16 protein-coding genes are annotated in these 17,762 nt (G+C 44.8%); all 16 read right to left on the reverse strand.

The window, feature by feature from the left end; all coding sequences use genetic code 11:
- Positions 1–52 precede the first annotated feature (52 nt).
- On the reverse strand, positions 53–1,339 hold the full coding sequence (locus BUB77_RS01195) for a methionine gamma-lyase family protein (RefSeq protein WP_073272934.1): 1,287 nt from the start codon (positions 1,337–1,339) through the stop codon (positions 53–55).
- Between the two features lie 17 nt (positions 1,340–1,356).
- On the reverse strand, positions 1,357–2,325 hold the full coding sequence (miaA, locus tag BUB77_RS01200) for a tRNA (adenosine(37)-N6)-dimethylallyltransferase MiaA (protein ID WP_073272935.1): 969 nt from the start codon (positions 2,323–2,325) through the stop codon (positions 1,357–1,359).
- A gap of 25 nt (positions 2,326–2,350) precedes the next feature.
- Positions 2,351–4,591, reverse strand: coding sequence for a DNA mismatch repair endonuclease MutL (gene mutL, locus BUB77_RS01205; protein WP_073272088.1), 2,241 nt, complete (start codon positions 4,589–4,591; stop codon positions 2,351–2,353).
- Between the two features lie 47 nt (positions 4,592–4,638).
- Positions 4,639–7,332: a DNA mismatch repair protein MutS gene (gene mutS, locus BUB77_RS01210; RefSeq protein ID WP_073272091.1), complete on the reverse strand. Its 2,694-nt coding sequence runs from the start codon at positions 7,330–7,332 to the stop codon at positions 4,639–4,641.
- A gap of 57 nt (positions 7,333–7,389) precedes the next feature.
- On the reverse strand, positions 7,390–7,860 hold the full coding sequence (gene rnhA / locus BUB77_RS01215) for a ribonuclease HI (protein ID WP_073272094.1): 471 nt from the start codon (positions 7,858–7,860) through the stop codon (positions 7,390–7,392).
- Positions 7,857–8,486, reverse strand: coding sequence for a hypothetical protein (locus BUB77_RS01220; protein ID WP_073272096.1), 630 nt, complete (start codon positions 8,484–8,486; stop codon positions 7,857–7,859). Before BUB77_RS01220 ends, rnhA begins: the two co-directional genes overlap by 4 nt.
- A gap of 31 nt (positions 8,487–8,517) precedes the next feature.
- The gene (locus tag BUB77_RS01225; protein WP_073272098.1) at positions 8,518–9,015 is read right to left on the reverse strand and encodes a GNAT family N-acetyltransferase; all 498 of its coding nucleotides are present in this window, start codon (positions 9,013–9,015) and stop codon (positions 8,518–8,520) included.
- A 208-nt stretch (positions 9,016–9,223) separates the two neighbouring features.
- Complete coding sequence (locus BUB77_RS01230) at positions 9,224–9,880, reverse strand: ABC transporter ATP-binding protein (protein ID WP_073272101.1); 657 nt, start codon at positions 9,878–9,880, stop codon at positions 9,224–9,226.
- Positions 9,880–11,103 (reverse strand): ABC transporter permease, encoded by a 1,224-nt coding sequence (locus BUB77_RS01235; RefSeq protein ID WP_073272104.1) that lies wholly within the window; start codon positions 11,101–11,103, stop codon positions 9,880–9,882. Before BUB77_RS01235 ends, BUB77_RS01230 begins: the two co-directional genes overlap by 1 nt.
- A gap of 42 nt (positions 11,104–11,145) precedes the next feature.
- Complete coding sequence (locus tag BUB77_RS01240; RefSeq protein ID WP_073272107.1) at positions 11,146–11,565, reverse strand: DUF4418 family protein; 420 nt, start codon at positions 11,563–11,565, stop codon at positions 11,146–11,148.
- A gap of 19 nt (positions 11,566–11,584) precedes the next feature.
- The gene (locus BUB77_RS01245) at positions 11,585–12,691 is read right to left on the reverse strand and encodes an ABC transporter substrate-binding protein (RefSeq protein ID WP_073272109.1); all 1,107 of its coding nucleotides are present in this window, start codon (positions 12,689–12,691) and stop codon (positions 11,585–11,587) included.
- Between the two features lie 281 nt (positions 12,692–12,972).
- Entirely contained in the window at positions 12,973–13,791 is an 819-nt protein-coding gene (locus BUB77_RS01250; RefSeq protein WP_073272111.1) for an ABC transporter ATP-binding protein, read from the reverse strand.
- Complete coding sequence (locus tag BUB77_RS01255) at positions 13,785–14,771, reverse strand: ABC transporter permease (RefSeq protein ID WP_073272936.1); 987 nt, start codon at positions 14,769–14,771, stop codon at positions 13,785–13,787. Before BUB77_RS01255 ends, BUB77_RS01250 begins: the two co-directional genes overlap by 7 nt.
- A 40-nt stretch (positions 14,772–14,811) precedes the next feature.
- On the reverse strand, positions 14,812–15,174 hold the full coding sequence (locus BUB77_RS01260; RefSeq protein ID WP_073272114.1) for a NifB/NifX family molybdenum-iron cluster-binding protein: 363 nt from the start codon (positions 15,172–15,174) through the stop codon (positions 14,812–14,814).
- Complete coding sequence (gene cysK / locus BUB77_RS01265) at positions 15,171–16,151, reverse strand: cysteine synthase A (RefSeq protein ID WP_073272117.1); 981 nt, start codon at positions 16,149–16,151, stop codon at positions 15,171–15,173. The genes BUB77_RS01260 and cysK overlap by 4 nt, the downstream gene beginning before the upstream one ends.
- A 39-nt stretch (positions 16,152–16,190) precedes the next feature.
- Entirely contained in the window at positions 16,191–17,729 is a 1,539-nt protein-coding gene (locus BUB77_RS01270; RefSeq protein ID WP_073272938.1) for a nitrogenase component 1, read from the reverse strand.
- Positions 17,730–17,762 lie beyond the last annotated feature (33 nt).

The raw sequence follows: 17,762 nt of genomic DNA on the forward strand, positions 1-17,762 counted from the left end.
TCCCCTATATTTTATCATATATTCCTGGGTTTGTATACACCAATAGAATAAATTAAAGGGATACCAATCCTTCCTCCTGCAGCTTCTGAACAGACATCAGGATACCGAACTTTGCATGGTACCATGTCAGCCCGCCCTGAAAATATACATTATAAGGAGGCTTAATGGGAGCATCTGCGCTGAGCTCAATGCTTGCTCCCTGGATAAAGGCTCCTGCTGCCATGATGACGTCACAGGTATAGCCGGGCATCGCCCAGGGTTCAGGGATAACATAGCTGTCCACCGGAGCAGCGGCCTGAATACCGCGGCAGAAGGCAATTACTCCTTCTTTGGTGCCAAGGGTCACGGCCTGTATAATATCATGCCTTGATTCTGTTCCGTTGGGCACTACAGAAAAGCCCAGTTTTTCATAAATATTGGCAGCAAAGACAGCTCCCTTTAAGGCTCCCGATACAACCTGGGGCGACAGGAACAGGCCCTGAAAGAGCTGGCTGTTAACACCCAGGGTAGCCCCTACCTCTTTTCCAAGCCCGGGAGCAGTAAGTCTGAAAGCTGCATTATCAACATATTCTGCCTTACCGGCAATATATCCTCCGATTGGTGCAAGGCCGCCGCCCGGATTTTTAATTAGTGAGCCCACCACCAAATCGGCCCCTGCATCGGTGGGTTCAATGGTTTCAACAAACTCTCCGTAACAGTTATCCACCATGCAGATAACCTCCGGTTTGATGGATTTGACAAAGGCTATCAGCTCGCCGATTCGTTTAACCGAAAGGGTGGGTCTTGTGGCATAGCCCTTGGAGCGCTGGATGGTAACCAGCCTGGTCCGCTCATTGATGGCATTTTTTATTCCTTCAAAATCAAAATCTCCATTCTCCAGTAAATCCACCTGGGAATAAGTGATTCCGTATTCCCGTAAGGAACCGGTCAGCCTTTCTTTTTTTTCACCGGTTTCTCCGATTCCGATTACACCCTCCAAGGTATCATAAGGCTTCCCAACAGGGGAAAGAATTTCATCCCCCGGTCTCAGATTGCCGGAAAGTGCCGTACTTAGTGCATGGGTTCCGCTGATCAGCTGGGGTCTTACCAGAGCTGCTTCCGTGTGAAATACCGATGCATAAACCTGTTCTATGGTATCCCTGCCCAGATCATTATAGCCGTAGCCCGTAGTAGCTGCAAAATGTATGTCGCTGACACGGTTGTCCTGAAATGCTTTGATGACCTTAAGCTGGTTATATTCTGCTACTTTGTCGATTTCTTCAAATCTGTCCTTTAATTCACTTTCAATTATCCTTCCAAGCTCCAGTATTTCTGAATTGATGGAAAGGTCCTTATACATTTGTTCCAATTGCTGTTTCACGGTTTTGCCCTTTGCCTTTCTGATGCTGTAATGCCCTTTTCTTTCATGGATTTTAGAAGGGCATCAAGGATTTCTTCTTCATTTTTATAATCATCCTTTAAAATCCATATAACTTCTTTTTCTCTCTTAAACCAGGTTATCTGCCGCTTGGCAAAATGTCTGGTTTCCTGCTTAATAGCTTCCACGGCTTGTTCCAGGGTAGTATCCCCCTTCAGGTATTCTAGGATTTCCTTATACCCCAGGCCCTGCATGGAAACCATGCCGGAGGTTAAGCCTCTTTCCAGAAGCTTATTTACCTCTTCTGTGAGTCCTTCCTTCATCATGACATCCACTCTTTGGTTAATCCTGTCATACAGAATCTTCCTGTCAGTATTTAATACAAAGTAACAAAAATTATAGGGTGATTCCTTCTGCCGCTGTTCTTCGTTGTGGGCGGATATCCGCTCTCCTGTCTGGGCATGGTATTCTAGTGCTCTGATTACCCGCTTGACATTATTCGGATGAATAGCCTCTGCCGCTGCCGGGTCCACCTCTTTTAGACGGTCATGGAGATATTGTGCTCCCTGTTCCTTTGCCAGGGCAAGCAGGCTGTCCCTGCAGGCATTATCCTCTTCCGCTTCCTTAAAATCAATGCCGTAGAGCACTGCCTGAATATAGAATCCGGTTCCCCCTGTAAGAATGGGTATTTTGCCTTTTGAATAGATTTCTTCCATATATTTATGGGTGTATTCCTGAAACTTTACTACATTGAAATCTTCCTCCGGCTCCAGCTCGTCTATGAGGTAATGCTTTATTCCCTGCATTTCCTCCTTCTTTATTTTGGCAGTGCCAATATCCATATGCCGGTATACCTGCATGGAATCTGCACTGATGATTTCTCCGCCGATTCTTTTGGCAAGCTCTATTGAAAGAGCAGTTTTTCCGACGGCAGTTGGCCCAGTCAGTACTATTAAAGGTTTTTTCATATCTGTTAATTCCATCCTTATTTACTTAAACAATACGCTTAAATTTTCTCTCCACCTCATATTTGCTCATGGAGATTATAACAGGTCTTCCATGAGGGCAGTTATAGGGATTCTCAAGGGTTAATAATTGCTCAATTAATGCATGGGCTTCTTCCACCGATAGCTTGTGGCTGCCCTTAACAGCCGCCTTGCAGGACATGGAAGCAATTTTGTCCAGTATGATTTCCGGTGTATTATTATAGCCTTCCTCCGTAAGCCCGTCGATGATTTCAATTAATACATCATAATGGACCAGATTATATAAATCCCCCGGGACGGCACGGACGGCATATTCCTTCCCTCCGAACTCTTCAAATTCAAAGCCGGCTTCTGTCAGAAAATCAAGATTATTTACCAGTGCTTCCTTTTCCCTCATATTAAGTGAAAGAATGATAGGAGGCATAAGCTGCTGGGAAAAATGCTCCTTTTCCTTCAGCTTCTTTACAATCCGCTCATACAGAACCTTTTCATGGGCCGCATGCTGGTCAATGATAAACATCTTATCGCCAAATTCTACAATCCAATAGGTATTAAACAGCTGCCCTATGATTTTATGCCCTGTAACAGCCTCTCTTGAAAGGAAGGATATCTGTTCATAGGCTGAAGCAGTATTTTCAGGAGTTTCAGACGCTGCTTTTTGAGCTGCATAATCTGCAGAATTCCGGGCTGCTTCAGTTACTGGACCTGGAACCGCTTCCTGCAGGACATTAGCATCTGCATTCTCAATTGCTTCCCTTGCAGCAATACCAGTAACTCCGGCTGCGGCATTACCGCCAGCTTCCATTGCCGCTCCAAAAGCAGCTTCCTTTGTCATATTACCGGCAGCTTCCCTTGCCATATCACCTGCAATTTCCTTTGCTGCTCCGTCCGCTGCTTCTTCAGACATCTTCTGCACCAGCTGCTCCGTGAAAGCCTGTGAAAAGCTATTTGGGTAAGCAGCTTCTTCTAAAAGCAGCTCTTCCCCCTCCTGTCCTTCCATCCTCCTTCTGTCCATATTTTCTTTTAAGAAGGAAGGAGCGGAATCCACATAGGATTTCAGACGTCCGATTTCTGTTTCCCTGACGGCTTCCTTTATAGCCGGGTCGGCTTGGGAAGCGTTAGTTCCTTGGAAAGTCCTTTGAGGAGCCTGATAGGAATGCCCTTCCTCCTGTCTTCTCTTAATCTCAAAGGGCTCCGGAAGCTTCTGGTTTACTTTTTCTTTTTCTTCTTCCTTTGTCAAATACACCTCGGTAATTAAATCTCTGCCCTCCAGGGTATTTTTTAAGCTTTTGTATATAAACTGAAAGAGCTCTTCCCCGTTCTTAAAGCGCACCTCCAGCTTGGCCGGATGTACATTTACATCGATAAGCTCTGTGTCAACGGTTAGCATCAGGGCTGTAAAGGGATACCGGTGAAGCATAATATAAGGCTTAAAGGCTTCTTCAATGGCTTTATAGATAATGGGATTCCGGACAAACCTTCCATTGATAAAATAATTTTCATAATTTCTATTTCCCCTGGAAATAGCCGGCTTGGCAATAAAACCGGACATAGAAAAGCTATCCTCCTCGGACTTTACGGAAACCAGATGGGAGGTAATGTCCCTGCCATATATATGGTAAATAACATCCCTCTGGTTATTATTTCCTGAGGTATGGAGCTTAATCTGTCCGCTGATAATAAATTTAAATGAGATTTCAGGATGGGAAATCGCTATTCTTTCCATAAAATCCTGTATGTAACCTGCTTCTGTCTGGGGAGACTTTAAGAATTTTCTTCTGGCCGGCGTATTAAAAAAGAGATTCCTTATGATAAAGGTGGTTCCTGAGGGGCAGCCAATGTTCTCCGTTCCTTTTTCCACACCGCCGTCTATGAGATAGCGTATTCCGGTAAAGCTTTCTGCCGTCTTGGTCACAAGCTCAACCTGGGATATTGCCGCAATACTGGAGAGAGCTTCCCCTCGAAAGCCAAGGCTTTTTATTCGAAGAAGGTCGTCCGCATTCCTTATCTTACTGGTAGAATGGCGCAAGAATACATAAGGCATATCACTTTCCTCTATCCCGGAACCGTTATCTGTGATACGGATAAAGCTGATTCCGCCCTCTTTGATTTCCACCGTAATTACAGTTGCTCCGGCATCCACGGAGTTCTCCACCAGCTCCTTTACTACGGCGGAGGGCCGTTCAATAACCTCTCCTGCTGCTATTTGGTTTATGGTAGCATCATCCAATACTGTTATTCTTGGCATTAATTATTCACCATCCTTTCTGGCTGAAAAACAATCCTTGCATACCTCTATTGCTTCACCTTTTCCTGTAACTGGTATAAGTAATTCATCGCATCCATAGGCGTCATGGCATTTAAATTCAGCCCACGGATTTCTTCTATATAGGAGGGCTCGGCAAACTGATAATCAAAGAAAGAAATCTGATTCTCCAATTCCCTGTTTTTCCTTCCGTTCTTTTCCTTCTGCTCCAAGGCCGCCCCACATTCGGAAAGATAAGCTTCCTCAGAGGTTTCCTCCTGGACGGTAACAGCCTTCATGGACTTTGCCTTGTCCGTAATATCATTCAGACTCAATTCCTCTACGATATCTTTCGCACGTTTCAGTACACCGTCCGGAACTCCTGCCAGTTTTGCTACCTGGATACCGTAACTTTTATCGGCGCCGCCGGAAATTATCTTTCGAAGGAATATGATATCTTCCCCTTGCTCCTTGACAGCAATACAATAGTTATTGACACTGTCAATTTTTCCTTCCAGCTCTGTCAGCTCATGATAATGGGTGGCAAACAGGGTCTTTGCACCTAAGAGCTTCGGATTTGCGATATGCTCTACCACCGCCCAGGCAATTCCCAGTCCGTCAAAGGTACTGGTTCCCCTTCCGATTTCATCCAGTATAAGCAGACTGTTCTTCGTTGCATTGCGAAGGATATTGGCTACCTCTGTCATTTCCACCATAAAGGTACTCTGCCCGGAGGCCAGATCATCAGAAGCTCCCACCCTGGTAAAAATCCTGTCCACGATTCCGATATTGCCGGAAACTGCCGGTATGTAACAGCCTATCTGCGCCATCAGAACGATTAAGGCTGTCTGCCTCATATAGGTGGATTTACCCGCCATATTGGGGCCTGTAATAATCGAAATTCGTTTTTCCTTATTATTCAGATAGGTATCATTGGCAACAAACATATCCCCTGTAATCATCTGCTCTACCACAGGATGCCTGCCCTCCTTGATATCAATTATTCCTTCTTCATTCATAACCGGCCTGATAAAGCGGTTCTTTTCGGAAACATAGGCCAGTGAGGTAAACACATCAATTTTAGCGATACCTTTGGCAGTGCGCTGTATACGCTGTACTTCCTTTCCAATGGTATCCCTGATATCGCAGAAGAGCTCATATTCCAGGGAGAAAAGCTTGTCCTCCGCTCCTAAAATAACATCCTCTAATTCCTTTAACTCTGAGGTCGTATAACGCTCTGCATTGGCAAGGGTCTGTTTTCTGATCCAGTTATCGGGAACCAGATTCTGGTAAGAGTTGGTTACCTCCAGATAATACCCGAAAACACGGTTAAACTTAATCTTCAGATTCTTGATGCCCGTATTTTCCCTCTCCTTGGTTTCCAAATCCGCAAGCCAGTTCTTTCCTTCCGTCTTGGCCTTACGGAGCCTGTCCACCTCGGTATGGTAGCCATCCTTTATGATGCCTCCCTCCCTGACCGTAATGGGAGGTTCCTCCTCTATTCCTGCTTCGATAAGGCTGTATAGGTCCCTTAAGGGATCCAGCTCTTCTTCGATTTCCTTTAAAAGGCTGCAGGAGGAATTCTCAAGAAGCAGCTTAATGGATGGAACCATGGACAGGGAATTTTTAAAGGCTATTAAATCTCTGGGGCCGGCACTTTTATAGCTGATGCGGCTGATAAGCCTTTCCAAATCATACACGGCATTAAGATATTCCCTGATTTCTTCTCTGGTAATGGCCGAGCCGTTTAATTCCTCTATGGCATCCAGCCTGTCTGTAATATCCTGTTTATCAATAAGCGGCTGCTCAATATAGCTTCTTAAAAGCCTTGCACCCATGGCTGTCTTTGTCTTATCCAATACCCAGAGAAGAGAACCTCTCTTTTGCTTCTCCCTTAAGGTTTCAACAAGCTCCAGATTTCTTCTGGTGGAGCTGTCAAGTATCATATACCTGCTGGTAGAATAGGGAAGTATTCTTGTCAGATGGGACAGGGAATTCTTCTGGGTTTCATAAAGATACAGCATTACCGAACCGGCTGCCACAACGCCGATGGAATAATCCTTTAAACCAAGACCATTCAATGAGGCCACCTGAAAATGCTCCATCAAAGCCTTACTGCAAGCCTCTTCTTCAAAATACCAGGGCTCTAAGTCAGACATGGAAATACGTAACCGGTTCTTTAAATCAGAGATATCCACACCGCTTACCATAAAGGTACTGTTGCAGATAATCTCGGAAGGTGAATATTTATTGATTTCATCAATCAGTTTTCTTTCGGTATCTACTTCCGTCACATAAAAATCTCCGGTAGTAACATCTACCGTAGCGATTCCGTATGCATTAACGGTATATACAATGCCCATAAGGAAGTTATTTTTCCCTTCCTCCAATGTCTGGGCGTTCAGATTCGTACCGGGTGTGACAATCCGTATTACTTCTCTCTTTACAATACCTTTGGCAACCTTTGGGTCTTCCACCTGTTCACAGATTGCTACACGGTAGCCTTTCGCAATTAACCTGCTCAAGTAATTTTCTACCGCATGATAAGGTATTCCGCACATGGGAGCACGCTCCTCCTGCCCTACGTTCTTTCCGGTGAGGGTTATTTCCAGTTCCCTGGAACAGGTCACCGCATCTTCAAAGAACATCTCATAAAAATCTCCCAAGCGGTAAAAAAGTATGCAATCCTTATATTGTTCCTTTATTTCAACATATTGCTGCATTAAAGGAGTCAATTCAGCCATATCCTTTGTTCCTTCCTATTAATACATAAGTTAATTCCAGCTGCTGCCGGCAAGCTTTCAAAAAACATCCTCTGCCAGCTCTGTGCCGTCTGCGGCACTGGTAGCCAATTTGTCACAACGCTCATTCTGCGGATGTCCGTCGTGGCCCTTGACCCACATAAAAGTAACCTTATGGGGTTCCAGGGCTTTTAAAAGCCTCTCCCACAGGTCAACGTTTTTAACCGGTTCGTTCTTTCCCCTTTTCCAGCCCTTCTTTATCCAGCCCTCCAGCCAATGCTCATTAAAAGCCTTTACAAGGTACTGGGAGTCGGAATACAAGGTCACCTCACAGGGACGGTTTAAGGCTTCCAGCCCGGCGATAGCCGCCATCAGCTCCATACGGTTATTGGTCGTTTTTTTATAGCCCTTTGAATATTCCCGGATATGTTCCGTTCCGGAGGGGTCAATGTAGCTTATAATGGTTCCGTAACCGCCAGGTCCGTCCGGATTCCCTCTGGCAGCTCCATCGGTATAAATAGTTACTTTCATTGAGGCCTCTTTTCCCAGGTAATCAGCTCCTGGCTGTAAGGAAGCTCTTTAATATAGTCACAAAAATCGTGCCATTCCTTTAGCTTATGGTTCTTCCTGGCATTGTACATATTAATCAGGTTCTCATAGTTTAAAGTGCAGGTTCTCATCTGGTTATAGCTGGAAGGAAGCAATTGTATGATACTGTACCAGTAGGATTTATCACCGGTCTCAATAAATAAAAGTCTGAGCTTCTCCAGCTGTCCGATGACGCTTTGAAAAAAAGCCTTTGTTTCCTCTGTTGACTGGTCAGTACTGAAATCCGCTTCTTCAAAGCTCTTACTATGTATCTTGTGCATGGTACTGGTGGAATTGGCAGTGGTTCCAACCTTATAAGTATCAAATTCCTTCCACCAGTATATGGGAGCTGTAATATCCATGGAAACAAGTATCTGGCGCATGAACTTTCTGTGGTCCGTACCGGAGCTGCACAGTCTGGCTGCCAGACCAAGGTCATTTTCTCCCAGGATATACTCGCCCTTTTCATTGTAATAACTGTCGCTCTTTCCCCAGCTGTTCATGGGATTTCTGGCGCCTCTCAGGGCATTTTCAAGATTCATTACACTGATATGTTCAACTTTTAACATGGTAACTCCTTCCGTAATTCCTTTTGATCTATTATTCCATCAGTTTTGCCATATAGAATTCATCCGTCAGCTGCCCATTTACCAGCATGGAATTCTTCTTTATTCCTTCTTTTACGAAGCCGCTCTTTTCATAAAGATTTACAGCTGCTTCATTCGCACATATTACGGTAAGTTCCAGTCTTTTGATCCGGTTCAAGACAGCCCATTTATCAAGCTCCTGAAAGAATGCCTTTCCAATCCCCATTCTTCTGTAATCCTTACAGATACCGGTTACTATATAAGCACTGTGGTGTATTCTGTTCGGATTTCCCCTTTGGGCCGACAGAAACCCCCACAGTTTGTCCTTATCTTCCAATACCAGTAAAAGATTTCCGCCATCCTCCGCACTTCTTAGCAGGTTCTCTACCCTGTCTCTGTCTGTCTTCCTCTCTCCCGGTTCATACATCATAAAATCCGTTTCCCGGTCCAGTCTAAGCTGCATATCTATAAAGTTATCGGTATCATTTAGATTTACGTTTCTGATTTGCATAGGTACCTCCGCTTATCCGATAAAAATTATTATAACATTTTTTGAGCTGAATTTCATCTTAATATTTCTTGAATATTTGATTCAGACCTGTGTATTATGCCTGACAGGCAAAAATGGGCTGTTGCAAAATGAAGCTCTGGGGAGTATAACTTCATTTTGCAACAGCCCTTTTTAAATTATCAGACACACTCTAAATAGAAAGTGAAATTTACAATAAGGCAAGATTCCCCATTTCCATCCGGTAAATACTTTTACTATAAGGGAGGAATCTTTCATCATGTGTGCTTATTAACAGAGCTGTTCCTTCTTCATTGATTTTCCGGAACAGCTCCATGACCTTTATGGCATTGGCCGTGTCCAGATTGCTGGTCGGTTCATCGGCAATCAGTATTCTCGGCTTTTGCATCAAGGCTCTTGCTATGGCAATCCGCCTCAGCTCACCGCCTGAGAGTCTGTCCGGGTAGGAGGAAACTGCCCCGTAAAGTCCGACTAATTCCAGCACCTCTCTGACCCGTTCCCGGTAATCCCCCTTTATCCCTGCTAAATACAGCGGAAAGTACAGATTATCCTCTACCGTGAAATTAGTCAGCAGATTCTGTCCCTGCATGATAAAGCTTATTTGCTCTGCTAAAAAAATATCCTTTTTCTTAAGGGTGGTCAGCTCTTTACCGTCAAGGGCCACAATTCCTTCCGATGGCTTTAAAAGTCCTGTAATGATATGAAAGAGCGTGCTTTTCCCGCTTCCCGAAGGACCGATTACAGATATAAAGTCCTTCTCTTTCACAAGAAGATTTACATGGTTCACCGCAGGATTGGAATTAACGGAATGTTTATAATATTTTGTGATATTTTGTAACTCCAGCATTATTCATTCTCCCTTATAAGCGCATAGGTTTCTTTTCCCTGGATTGCTGCGGCACTTATGCCGGCTGCAATCATCCCCGTAAGGACGGATAGTACGGTACATAATACGGTAAGAAGAATAAGGCTTGTAAAGCTTTGCCTCAGGTAAGGAAGCTTAAGGTGCAGGACAATCAGATTCCGGAATAATGAAATTGTCAAAACGGACAGCAGGCTTCCTGCCAGGCTTCCCATTATCCCTATTGCAGCCGCTTCACCAATCGTGAAAGAAACTATCTTTAATGAACTTCCCCCAAGGCTTTTTATAATGCCATATTCCTTTTTTCTCTCATTCATGGTTATGGTGAAGATGCTTACCAGGGCTGCAAAGGTAAAGGCAGTCAATATGGCACCAACGAAAATAAAACAGGCGGCATATTGCTTTAAGGTACTGCGGGTGCTTTCCACAAGCCTTCCGGGTGTTTCGACACTGACGTTGCTCTTCTCATATTTATTCTGTAATGCTTTGGCCAGCTTTTCAATATCGGCCTTCTTATCAGCCTTAACTGTTATTAAGGAAACAACCTCTTTTTTATCCCCTATTGCCAGATAATTCTTTACGACCGGCTCTTTCAGAAGTTCTTCTGCCGTATTAAAATTAAGAAATACACTATTGTCATACCCCATCCCTGTTTCTTGTAATTTCCCTGCCACGGTGAATTTTCTGCCAAAGAATATGGCCGTATCCCCCTTTTTATAAGAGAGCCTGCTTCCTGCCACAATCTGCCCGTCAGGAATGCTCCGTTTTAACTGCTTTGCAATCCAGGGCTGGATCAGAAAATCACTCTCCGGATGATAGGCAATCATCTGAACCGCTTCATCACAACAGGGGCTGTCATAAATTGTGGCAAGAAACATCTGGGAACTGACCGTTGCCACTCCTGCTTCCTTTGCTACCTTATCCGCCAAGGAGCTGTCAAAATATACAGTGCTTGGAATTCCTAAAAAAAGTGCATCTTTTACCGAGCTGAAATAATCCTTTGGGACCAGAAGGATATCTGCACCGGTTCTTTTTACCGTATTATTAAGTCCTTCCTTCATGCTGCAAAGAATACTGGTAAGGCTGAAGATCATAAATACCATAAAAAACATAAATACGGATAATAAAATAGTCCGGCTCATTTTTCTCTTTAGGTTCTGCAGAATTATATATGTATAATGAATATTGCCCGTATTCTTTCTGCCCATTGGCTTCTTGCCTTCCTTCTTTTACTGCTGTTAGCAGAGTTCTTATGGCTGCTTTTGTGAGCCCTCTGCTTTTCTTACGAAATAGATATAAACAATATTTCCTGCCGTATACAAAATCCCAAGTATCGATATCAGGTATAAGGACGGAAAGGTAAGGCTCTGGCAGGCCATCTCCTTGGATTTACATCCGCCGATGAGCCAGGCAGGTATCAGGATACCGATAAGGTAGCTTCCTATAGTCTGGATACTTAAGAAAAGCCGTGCTTCCTTACTGCCGGCTGTCAGATAAAGAATACCTGACAGCAATAACAGGATGCCAATACCTGCTTCTGCCTGCACCGACCAATGGCAGGTCATGACCATTTCTTTTGAGGCACATACCTTGAAAATCCTGCGGGGCCCTATGATATACAGGAGCCCAGACAATCCCCAAATAATAAAGGTGAAAATTCGGTTTCTCATATAGTTACTCTCCAACCTGTCACTTTAGCTGAGATTTCGGGTCAACCGGGGGAGTAATCGTCCCTGTTATGTCATCCGCTACCCCATCGAGTTTTATAAAGCTGCTTTTTGCCAGAGCATCGGCATCCGTATCCTTGCGGATTAACCCCAGGTCTTTCATATCCTTAATGTTTCTTGTCAGAGCTGTTTCCACTCCGCTTACAGAGGGCAGATATTTATAGTCCTTCAGCGTATGCTGGTCCACATCCAATTCCCCTACAACCCATTCATTATCAAGCTGTATCTCGGCGGCAAGATCCTTATTCTGGTCAATCCAGACAGATGCCTTCTGAATAGCCGTTACAATTTTAGCAAGCTTTTCCGGCTGCTTTTCTATTGTTTCATTTCTGGCCCACAGGGCGCAGCAGTATTCGTCCTTTAAAAGCTCTGAGGTAGCTGAATTAAAGAGGGAAATTCCATCGCCGTCCTTTGCCAGGATGGAGGCCTGAGGGTCTCCAATAGCAATAGCGTCCACCTTTCCTTCCTTTAATGCCACCGGCAGGTCCGCCTTTGGAAATACCACGAATTCCACCTGCATGTTGTCACCGGTAGTACCGATGCCGGCACTTGCCAAAGCGCGCTGTGCAATAATATGCGGTGAGGATGCAACATTTTCAATACCGATTTTCTTGCCCTTTAAACCCTCTATCGTGGTAATACCGGAATTTTTTCCCGCAAGGAGCTGGATACATCCGGTATGGATGCCAAGTACCGTTTTTGCTTCCAGGCCATTATCAAGGGGTGCCAGCATACCTGCCACTAAGCCAAAGGTAACATCTGCCTGCTTGGTGGAGAGCATCTCCACTCCTGTGGTGCTGCTTGTTACATAGCTGTAGTCCACACCTTCCTTTAAGCCCTCTCCTTCAAAGAATTGAAGCTGTTTGGCAATATGGAGCGGAATACCGCATAAGCCCGGCCCATAGAGTATTTTAATAACACCCTCCTCTGATTTTTTGGTGTCAGCAGCCACAGAATCTGCTTTCGAGCTGGTCTCCTTATTCTTTTTTGCATCAGAGCAGCCTGTAAGCAGCAATGCCGCCACCAGCAGCAGACTTAAGAGCAAACTTCCTTTTTTCATATTTATCATAATTTTCCCTCCACTGATCGATAATACCTTTTCATTCCTTCCATAAATCTTCCGTACAGATAAGCATCTTTCCCCATTTTCATATTCTTCCAAATTTCAATCAGCCATGCCTTCCCAGCGCGCCGCAGGTTTGGGTCGAGGATTTCGCAGGCATAATCTTGTGTGAAAATTGCTTTTTAATTTTCACACTAACAGCCATGCCTTCCCAGTACGCCTCAAGATTGGGCCGAGGATTTCGCAGGCATAATCTTGTGTGAAAATTGCTTTTTAATTTTCACATACTACAGATAGAATTCCGGTGTCTGGACCTTTCCGGTAAAGTCCAGAATCTGCAGTATCTTAGAACGGTAGTTAAGAAAATCCACGCTGTTCCGCTGTCTTCCGTAGGTTTCATTCCTGCCGATATCTACCGTTATGATTTCCTCCACCTTGGCAGGTCTTGGTGTCATAATAAATACACGGTCACTTAAGTAAATCGCCTCATCCACATCATGGGTTACCATTATCATGGTGGTTCCCCTTTCCTTCCAGATTCGAAGTATCTCATCCTGCATATTCATTCTGGTAAATGCATCAAGAGCCCCTAAGGGTTCGTCAAGAAGCAGTACCTTCGGATGATTTACCAGTGCTCTGGCAAGGCTGGCACGCTGTGCCATACCACCGGATAACTGATGGGGATAGGATTTTTCAAAGCCCTCCAATCCCACCAGACGGATAAACTCCTCCACTTCCTCCCTGTGTTCCTTGTAAATATGCCTGATCTTAAGGCCATATGCCACGTTATCGTAGATGGTCAGCCAGGGAAAAAGGGTTGGGTCCTGGAATACAAGCCCTCTCTCATATCCGGGACCATTAATCGGCCTGTCATCCAGAAGGATTTCTCCCTCCGTAGGTGCGGAAAGCCCTGCTACCAATCTTAAAAAGGTAGATTTTCCGCAGCCGGAAGGGCCGATAAGACAAACAAATTCCCCTGGTTCTATCTCTGTGTCAAGCTCCTTTAGTGCAATTGTTTTCCCCCCGTCGGGATTCACAAATTCCTTTGATACACCGGCTGCCCTGATATTTCCGGTCTTATTCCTTACCTCCGGTTCCGCTACCATTTAATTACTCCCTTCTGCCATTTAAGTAGTTTATCCCTTACCTTAAATTGAAGAGTGATAAAAAGATAACAAAAGCCTGCAATTATAATTAAGCCTGCATAAACATTGGGATAAGCTATCATTTCCTTCTGCCAGTTGATGTACCACCCAAGCCCCGACTTAACTCCCATCATTTCCGCTGCCATAAGCGCTACAAAGGAGCTGCAGGTCGCATTAAAGAAGCCCAGAAATATGGATGGCAGAGCATCGGGAATCGCTATGTGGAATAAATTCTGAAGGCTGCTTGCCCCCAGGGTTGAGGATACTTCAAAATAGGATTTCTTTGTAGCCTGAATTCCCGAACTGGTTAGTATCGTTATCTGAAACCATACTCCAAAGGCAATCAGGAATATTGCCGCCCCCTTTGGTGCCGAAAATATAATGAGCGCCAAAGGTATCCAGGTAGACGAAGGAATCGGCCCCAAAATTCTGATAACAGGGTAAATCCAATAACTCCAGCTCTTGCTCCAGCCAACCAGTATCCCTGTTATTACCCCGACTATGGTTCCGATTATGAGCCCTTCTACTAAAAGGGTAAAGGAACTGAGAATACAGGTCAATAAAAAATCCCGGTCTTCAATATACACATTAAACACTCTGCTCAGGCTTGGGAAATACAATTGAGGCAGTAGGTGGGTCTTTGCTGTCAAAATATTAATAAGAGTGACAAAGATTCCGCTGCCTCCAATAAACCATCCTTCATAGGCATATCTTTTTCTGAGCCTTGGGATAAACAAGGAAAGCAGACATAGGAGCAGGGATATGCTTAAGGCTGCTATAAGAACGGTTCTTAGATTGGTAAGGTCAGTGTATTTTGTATCTTTATGGTTTGGTATCATTACCTCGGTAAGCAATGCGATCAACAGACCTGCGCTTGGTATTACCGTACGGTAGTTCCATTGAAGCTTTCGATTCTTTTCCCCCTGAAGTCCTTCCGACATTCTGATAAATCCCTCCGTTTCTGCGTAGGTTAACATTTCTTTATGCATCTGCCTTGATGAACTGATACTTTTTATAAAACGCTTTTATTTTTATCAACGCCTGGCTGATAGTACCCTCATGCTGCAAAGGAACAATTCCGCTATGGATTAACAGCTTTTCTGAGCGAAACCCTATTTGTTTTACCAGGATTAACTGACAGTCCCTTAAGGCATCGATTTTCCCTCTGATTACAGCCTCCTGATGGTCACCGCAGGAATCCTGGTGCAGAGTAATCCGGTCTTCGATGAAAGTAACACTATCATCCTCCTGGCTGACGGCAAGGATATGAAAATGACTGCACTGGCCGAAATGCTCTGTTATGTGAATTCCGTCGCTGGTACCGATAGCAATACGATAGGTCAAAGGCTGCTCCTTTCATACCAGATGCGGCTTTTCTCCTCCGGAAGGGCGTTAAATAATTCCGTTGAAAGATAGCGCTCCCCTGTGTCCGGTAAAATAGCAAGAACTGTCTTTCCTTTGTTTTCAGGTCTTTTGGCCACAAAGGCTGCTGCATAGGCTGCCGCTCCGGAAGAGATTCCCACAAGGAGCCCCTCCTCTCTTGCAAGCACCCTTGCCGTGTCAATGGCTTCTTCATTGCGCACTCTGTAGATTTCATCAATAATGCCCGTATCCAGTACTGCCGGAATAAAGCCGGCTCCGATTCCCTGGATTTTATGCGGGGAGGAATTACCTCCCGACAGAACCGGAGAAGCATCCGGCTCGACTGCAATTACCTTGACCTCCGGATTCTTTTCCTTCAGGAAAGCTCCCGCGCCAGTTATAGTTCCTCCCGTACCCACACCGGCCACCAGTATATCAACCTTTCCCCCTGTTGCTTCCCATATCTCCGGTCCGGTAGTACTCTTATGTATTTTCGGATTGGCTGTATTGTTAAATTGCTGTAAGATTATACTGTTTGGTGTTTGTATGTTAAGCTCCTCTGCCTTTCTGATAGCCCCCTTCATTCCCTGGTTTCCCGGTGTCAGTACCAAGTCCGCGCCAAGAGCAGTTAAAAGGGTCCTTCTTTCCATGCTCATGGAATCCGGCATGGTTATAATCAGCTTATATCCTTTGGCTGCCGCTACAAATGCAAGCCCCACACCGGTATTTCCGCTGGAGGGTTCTATGAGCACCGTATCTTTTTTTAATAGCCCTCTTTCCTCCGCATCCGTTATCATGGAATAGGCAATTCTGTCTTTCACACTTCCCAGGGGATTAAAATACTCCAGCTTCAGTAACAGGCTTCCCTCCTCAATTTTAGCCAGTTTTGAAAATGCCAGGGGCTTTAGGATTGGTGTATCTCCGATTAAGTCCGTTAAATTTTCAACAATTCTTCCCATGCTTACCTCATTTCCGCGCAGCTTTTTTGCGCCTCCTGCTTAATAATTGACCGCTTCTTTTATATTTTCTCTGGGGTCTTTGCCATACCAGCTTTCAGAAAGAGGCAAGGAAATATTGGCGGATACATTTTTCACAAAATTAGTGTTTTTTAATACTTTGACCGCTTTTCTGGCCAATTCAAAAGCACCGGAATATCCCATGTAATTTAGGCTCTGGCCAAAAAGAGGGAAGTTAGGGATACCAAGCTTACTGACCCAGCCGTTGGCATTCAGATGTCCTATATACAAATCCGGCTTTAGCTTTCTTAAGAGATTCAGCTCCTCTGCCGGCTGTCCGGCACCAACCTCAATCAAGAGCTCCGGAGCCTTCATATCCTCCAGCATATCCTCCACGAAACGGTCCACATTATGTGCCTTCACACCCACTAATTCCATTCCAAGTGAATAGAAGAATTCTGCCGTGGTAAGGATTCTGGTCTCCCCTCCGCCGACAAAGACCTTTTTACCGGCAAGCACCGTCTTTAAAGGCTCCAATGCTTTATCCAGTTCTGAATTTTCAAAGGCAATGAGCTTTTCCGCCTCTTCTTCCAGGTGAAAATAAGCAGCAATCTTTCTAATCCATTGATTGGTGTTCCGAATGCCGATTGGAAGGGTATCAATCAGATAATCCGTACCGAACCTCTCCTTTAAATGACCCAGAAGGTAATCGTCATGAGTCGCACAAATACTCACATTCAGGGCAGCTTCTCCGATATGGGCCAACTCCTCTACCGATGCATGAAGGGGAAGAACCTTCGGTATCAGACCGATGGCAGAAAGGAGCCTTGCCAGTTCAACCTCATCCCCATTTGAATTAGAGCCCACATTAAAGATATTAACGGTCCGGCTGATGCGGTATTTATCCTTCAGCTCCCTTTCCTCATTGGCTCCCGGAACCGCACTGTTCTCCTTTTCCGGCGGTTCTATCAGGTATTTCAGAACACCGTGATAAGCAGAGTCATATCCCGAGGCTACATATTTGCTCTTAAACCCTTCACAGTGTACCGGGACTATCTTAGCAGCAATCTGATTCCTTAATTCCCCTACCAGGGAATCGATATCGTCTCCGATAATGCCCGGAACGCATCCGTTGGCTATGATAATGGCATCGGGATGGTATTCCTTTTCCGCATATAATACGGCTTTGCGAAGCTTATCAATTCCTCCCTGCACCACATCCAATTCATCCATATTGGTATGCAGCCATACAAATTCTTCATTTGGTTTTCCCTTTGAGGCTCTCATAGTCTTTCTTAGTCCGCTGTTTCCCACAAAATTTGAGCAGCATCCCAAGGGAGAATGAACAATCATGACGACATTCGTAAAGCTGCTGACAATCCCCACTGCCAGGGTCAATTGACAGCCTCCGCTTTGGGAGAACTTTCTGTTTTGCAGCTGGGCACAGCCGGACTTTATATCTCCTGAAAGCTGGCCGCAGGAACCGCAAAAAGCATGACAGGCACCAATCCGTTCTTCTCTTGTGGGCGGAGCATCGGCTCCTAAATAATGATAGCTTAAACTATCCGCATAACTTCCCATAGTTTCCTTCCTTTCTTTTATATATCCCTTCCT

The organism is Anaerocolumna jejuensis DSM 15929, assembly GCF_900142215.1.
Lineage (GTDB): Bacteria > Bacillota > Clostridia > Lachnospirales > Lachnospiraceae > Anaerocolumna > Anaerocolumna jejuensis.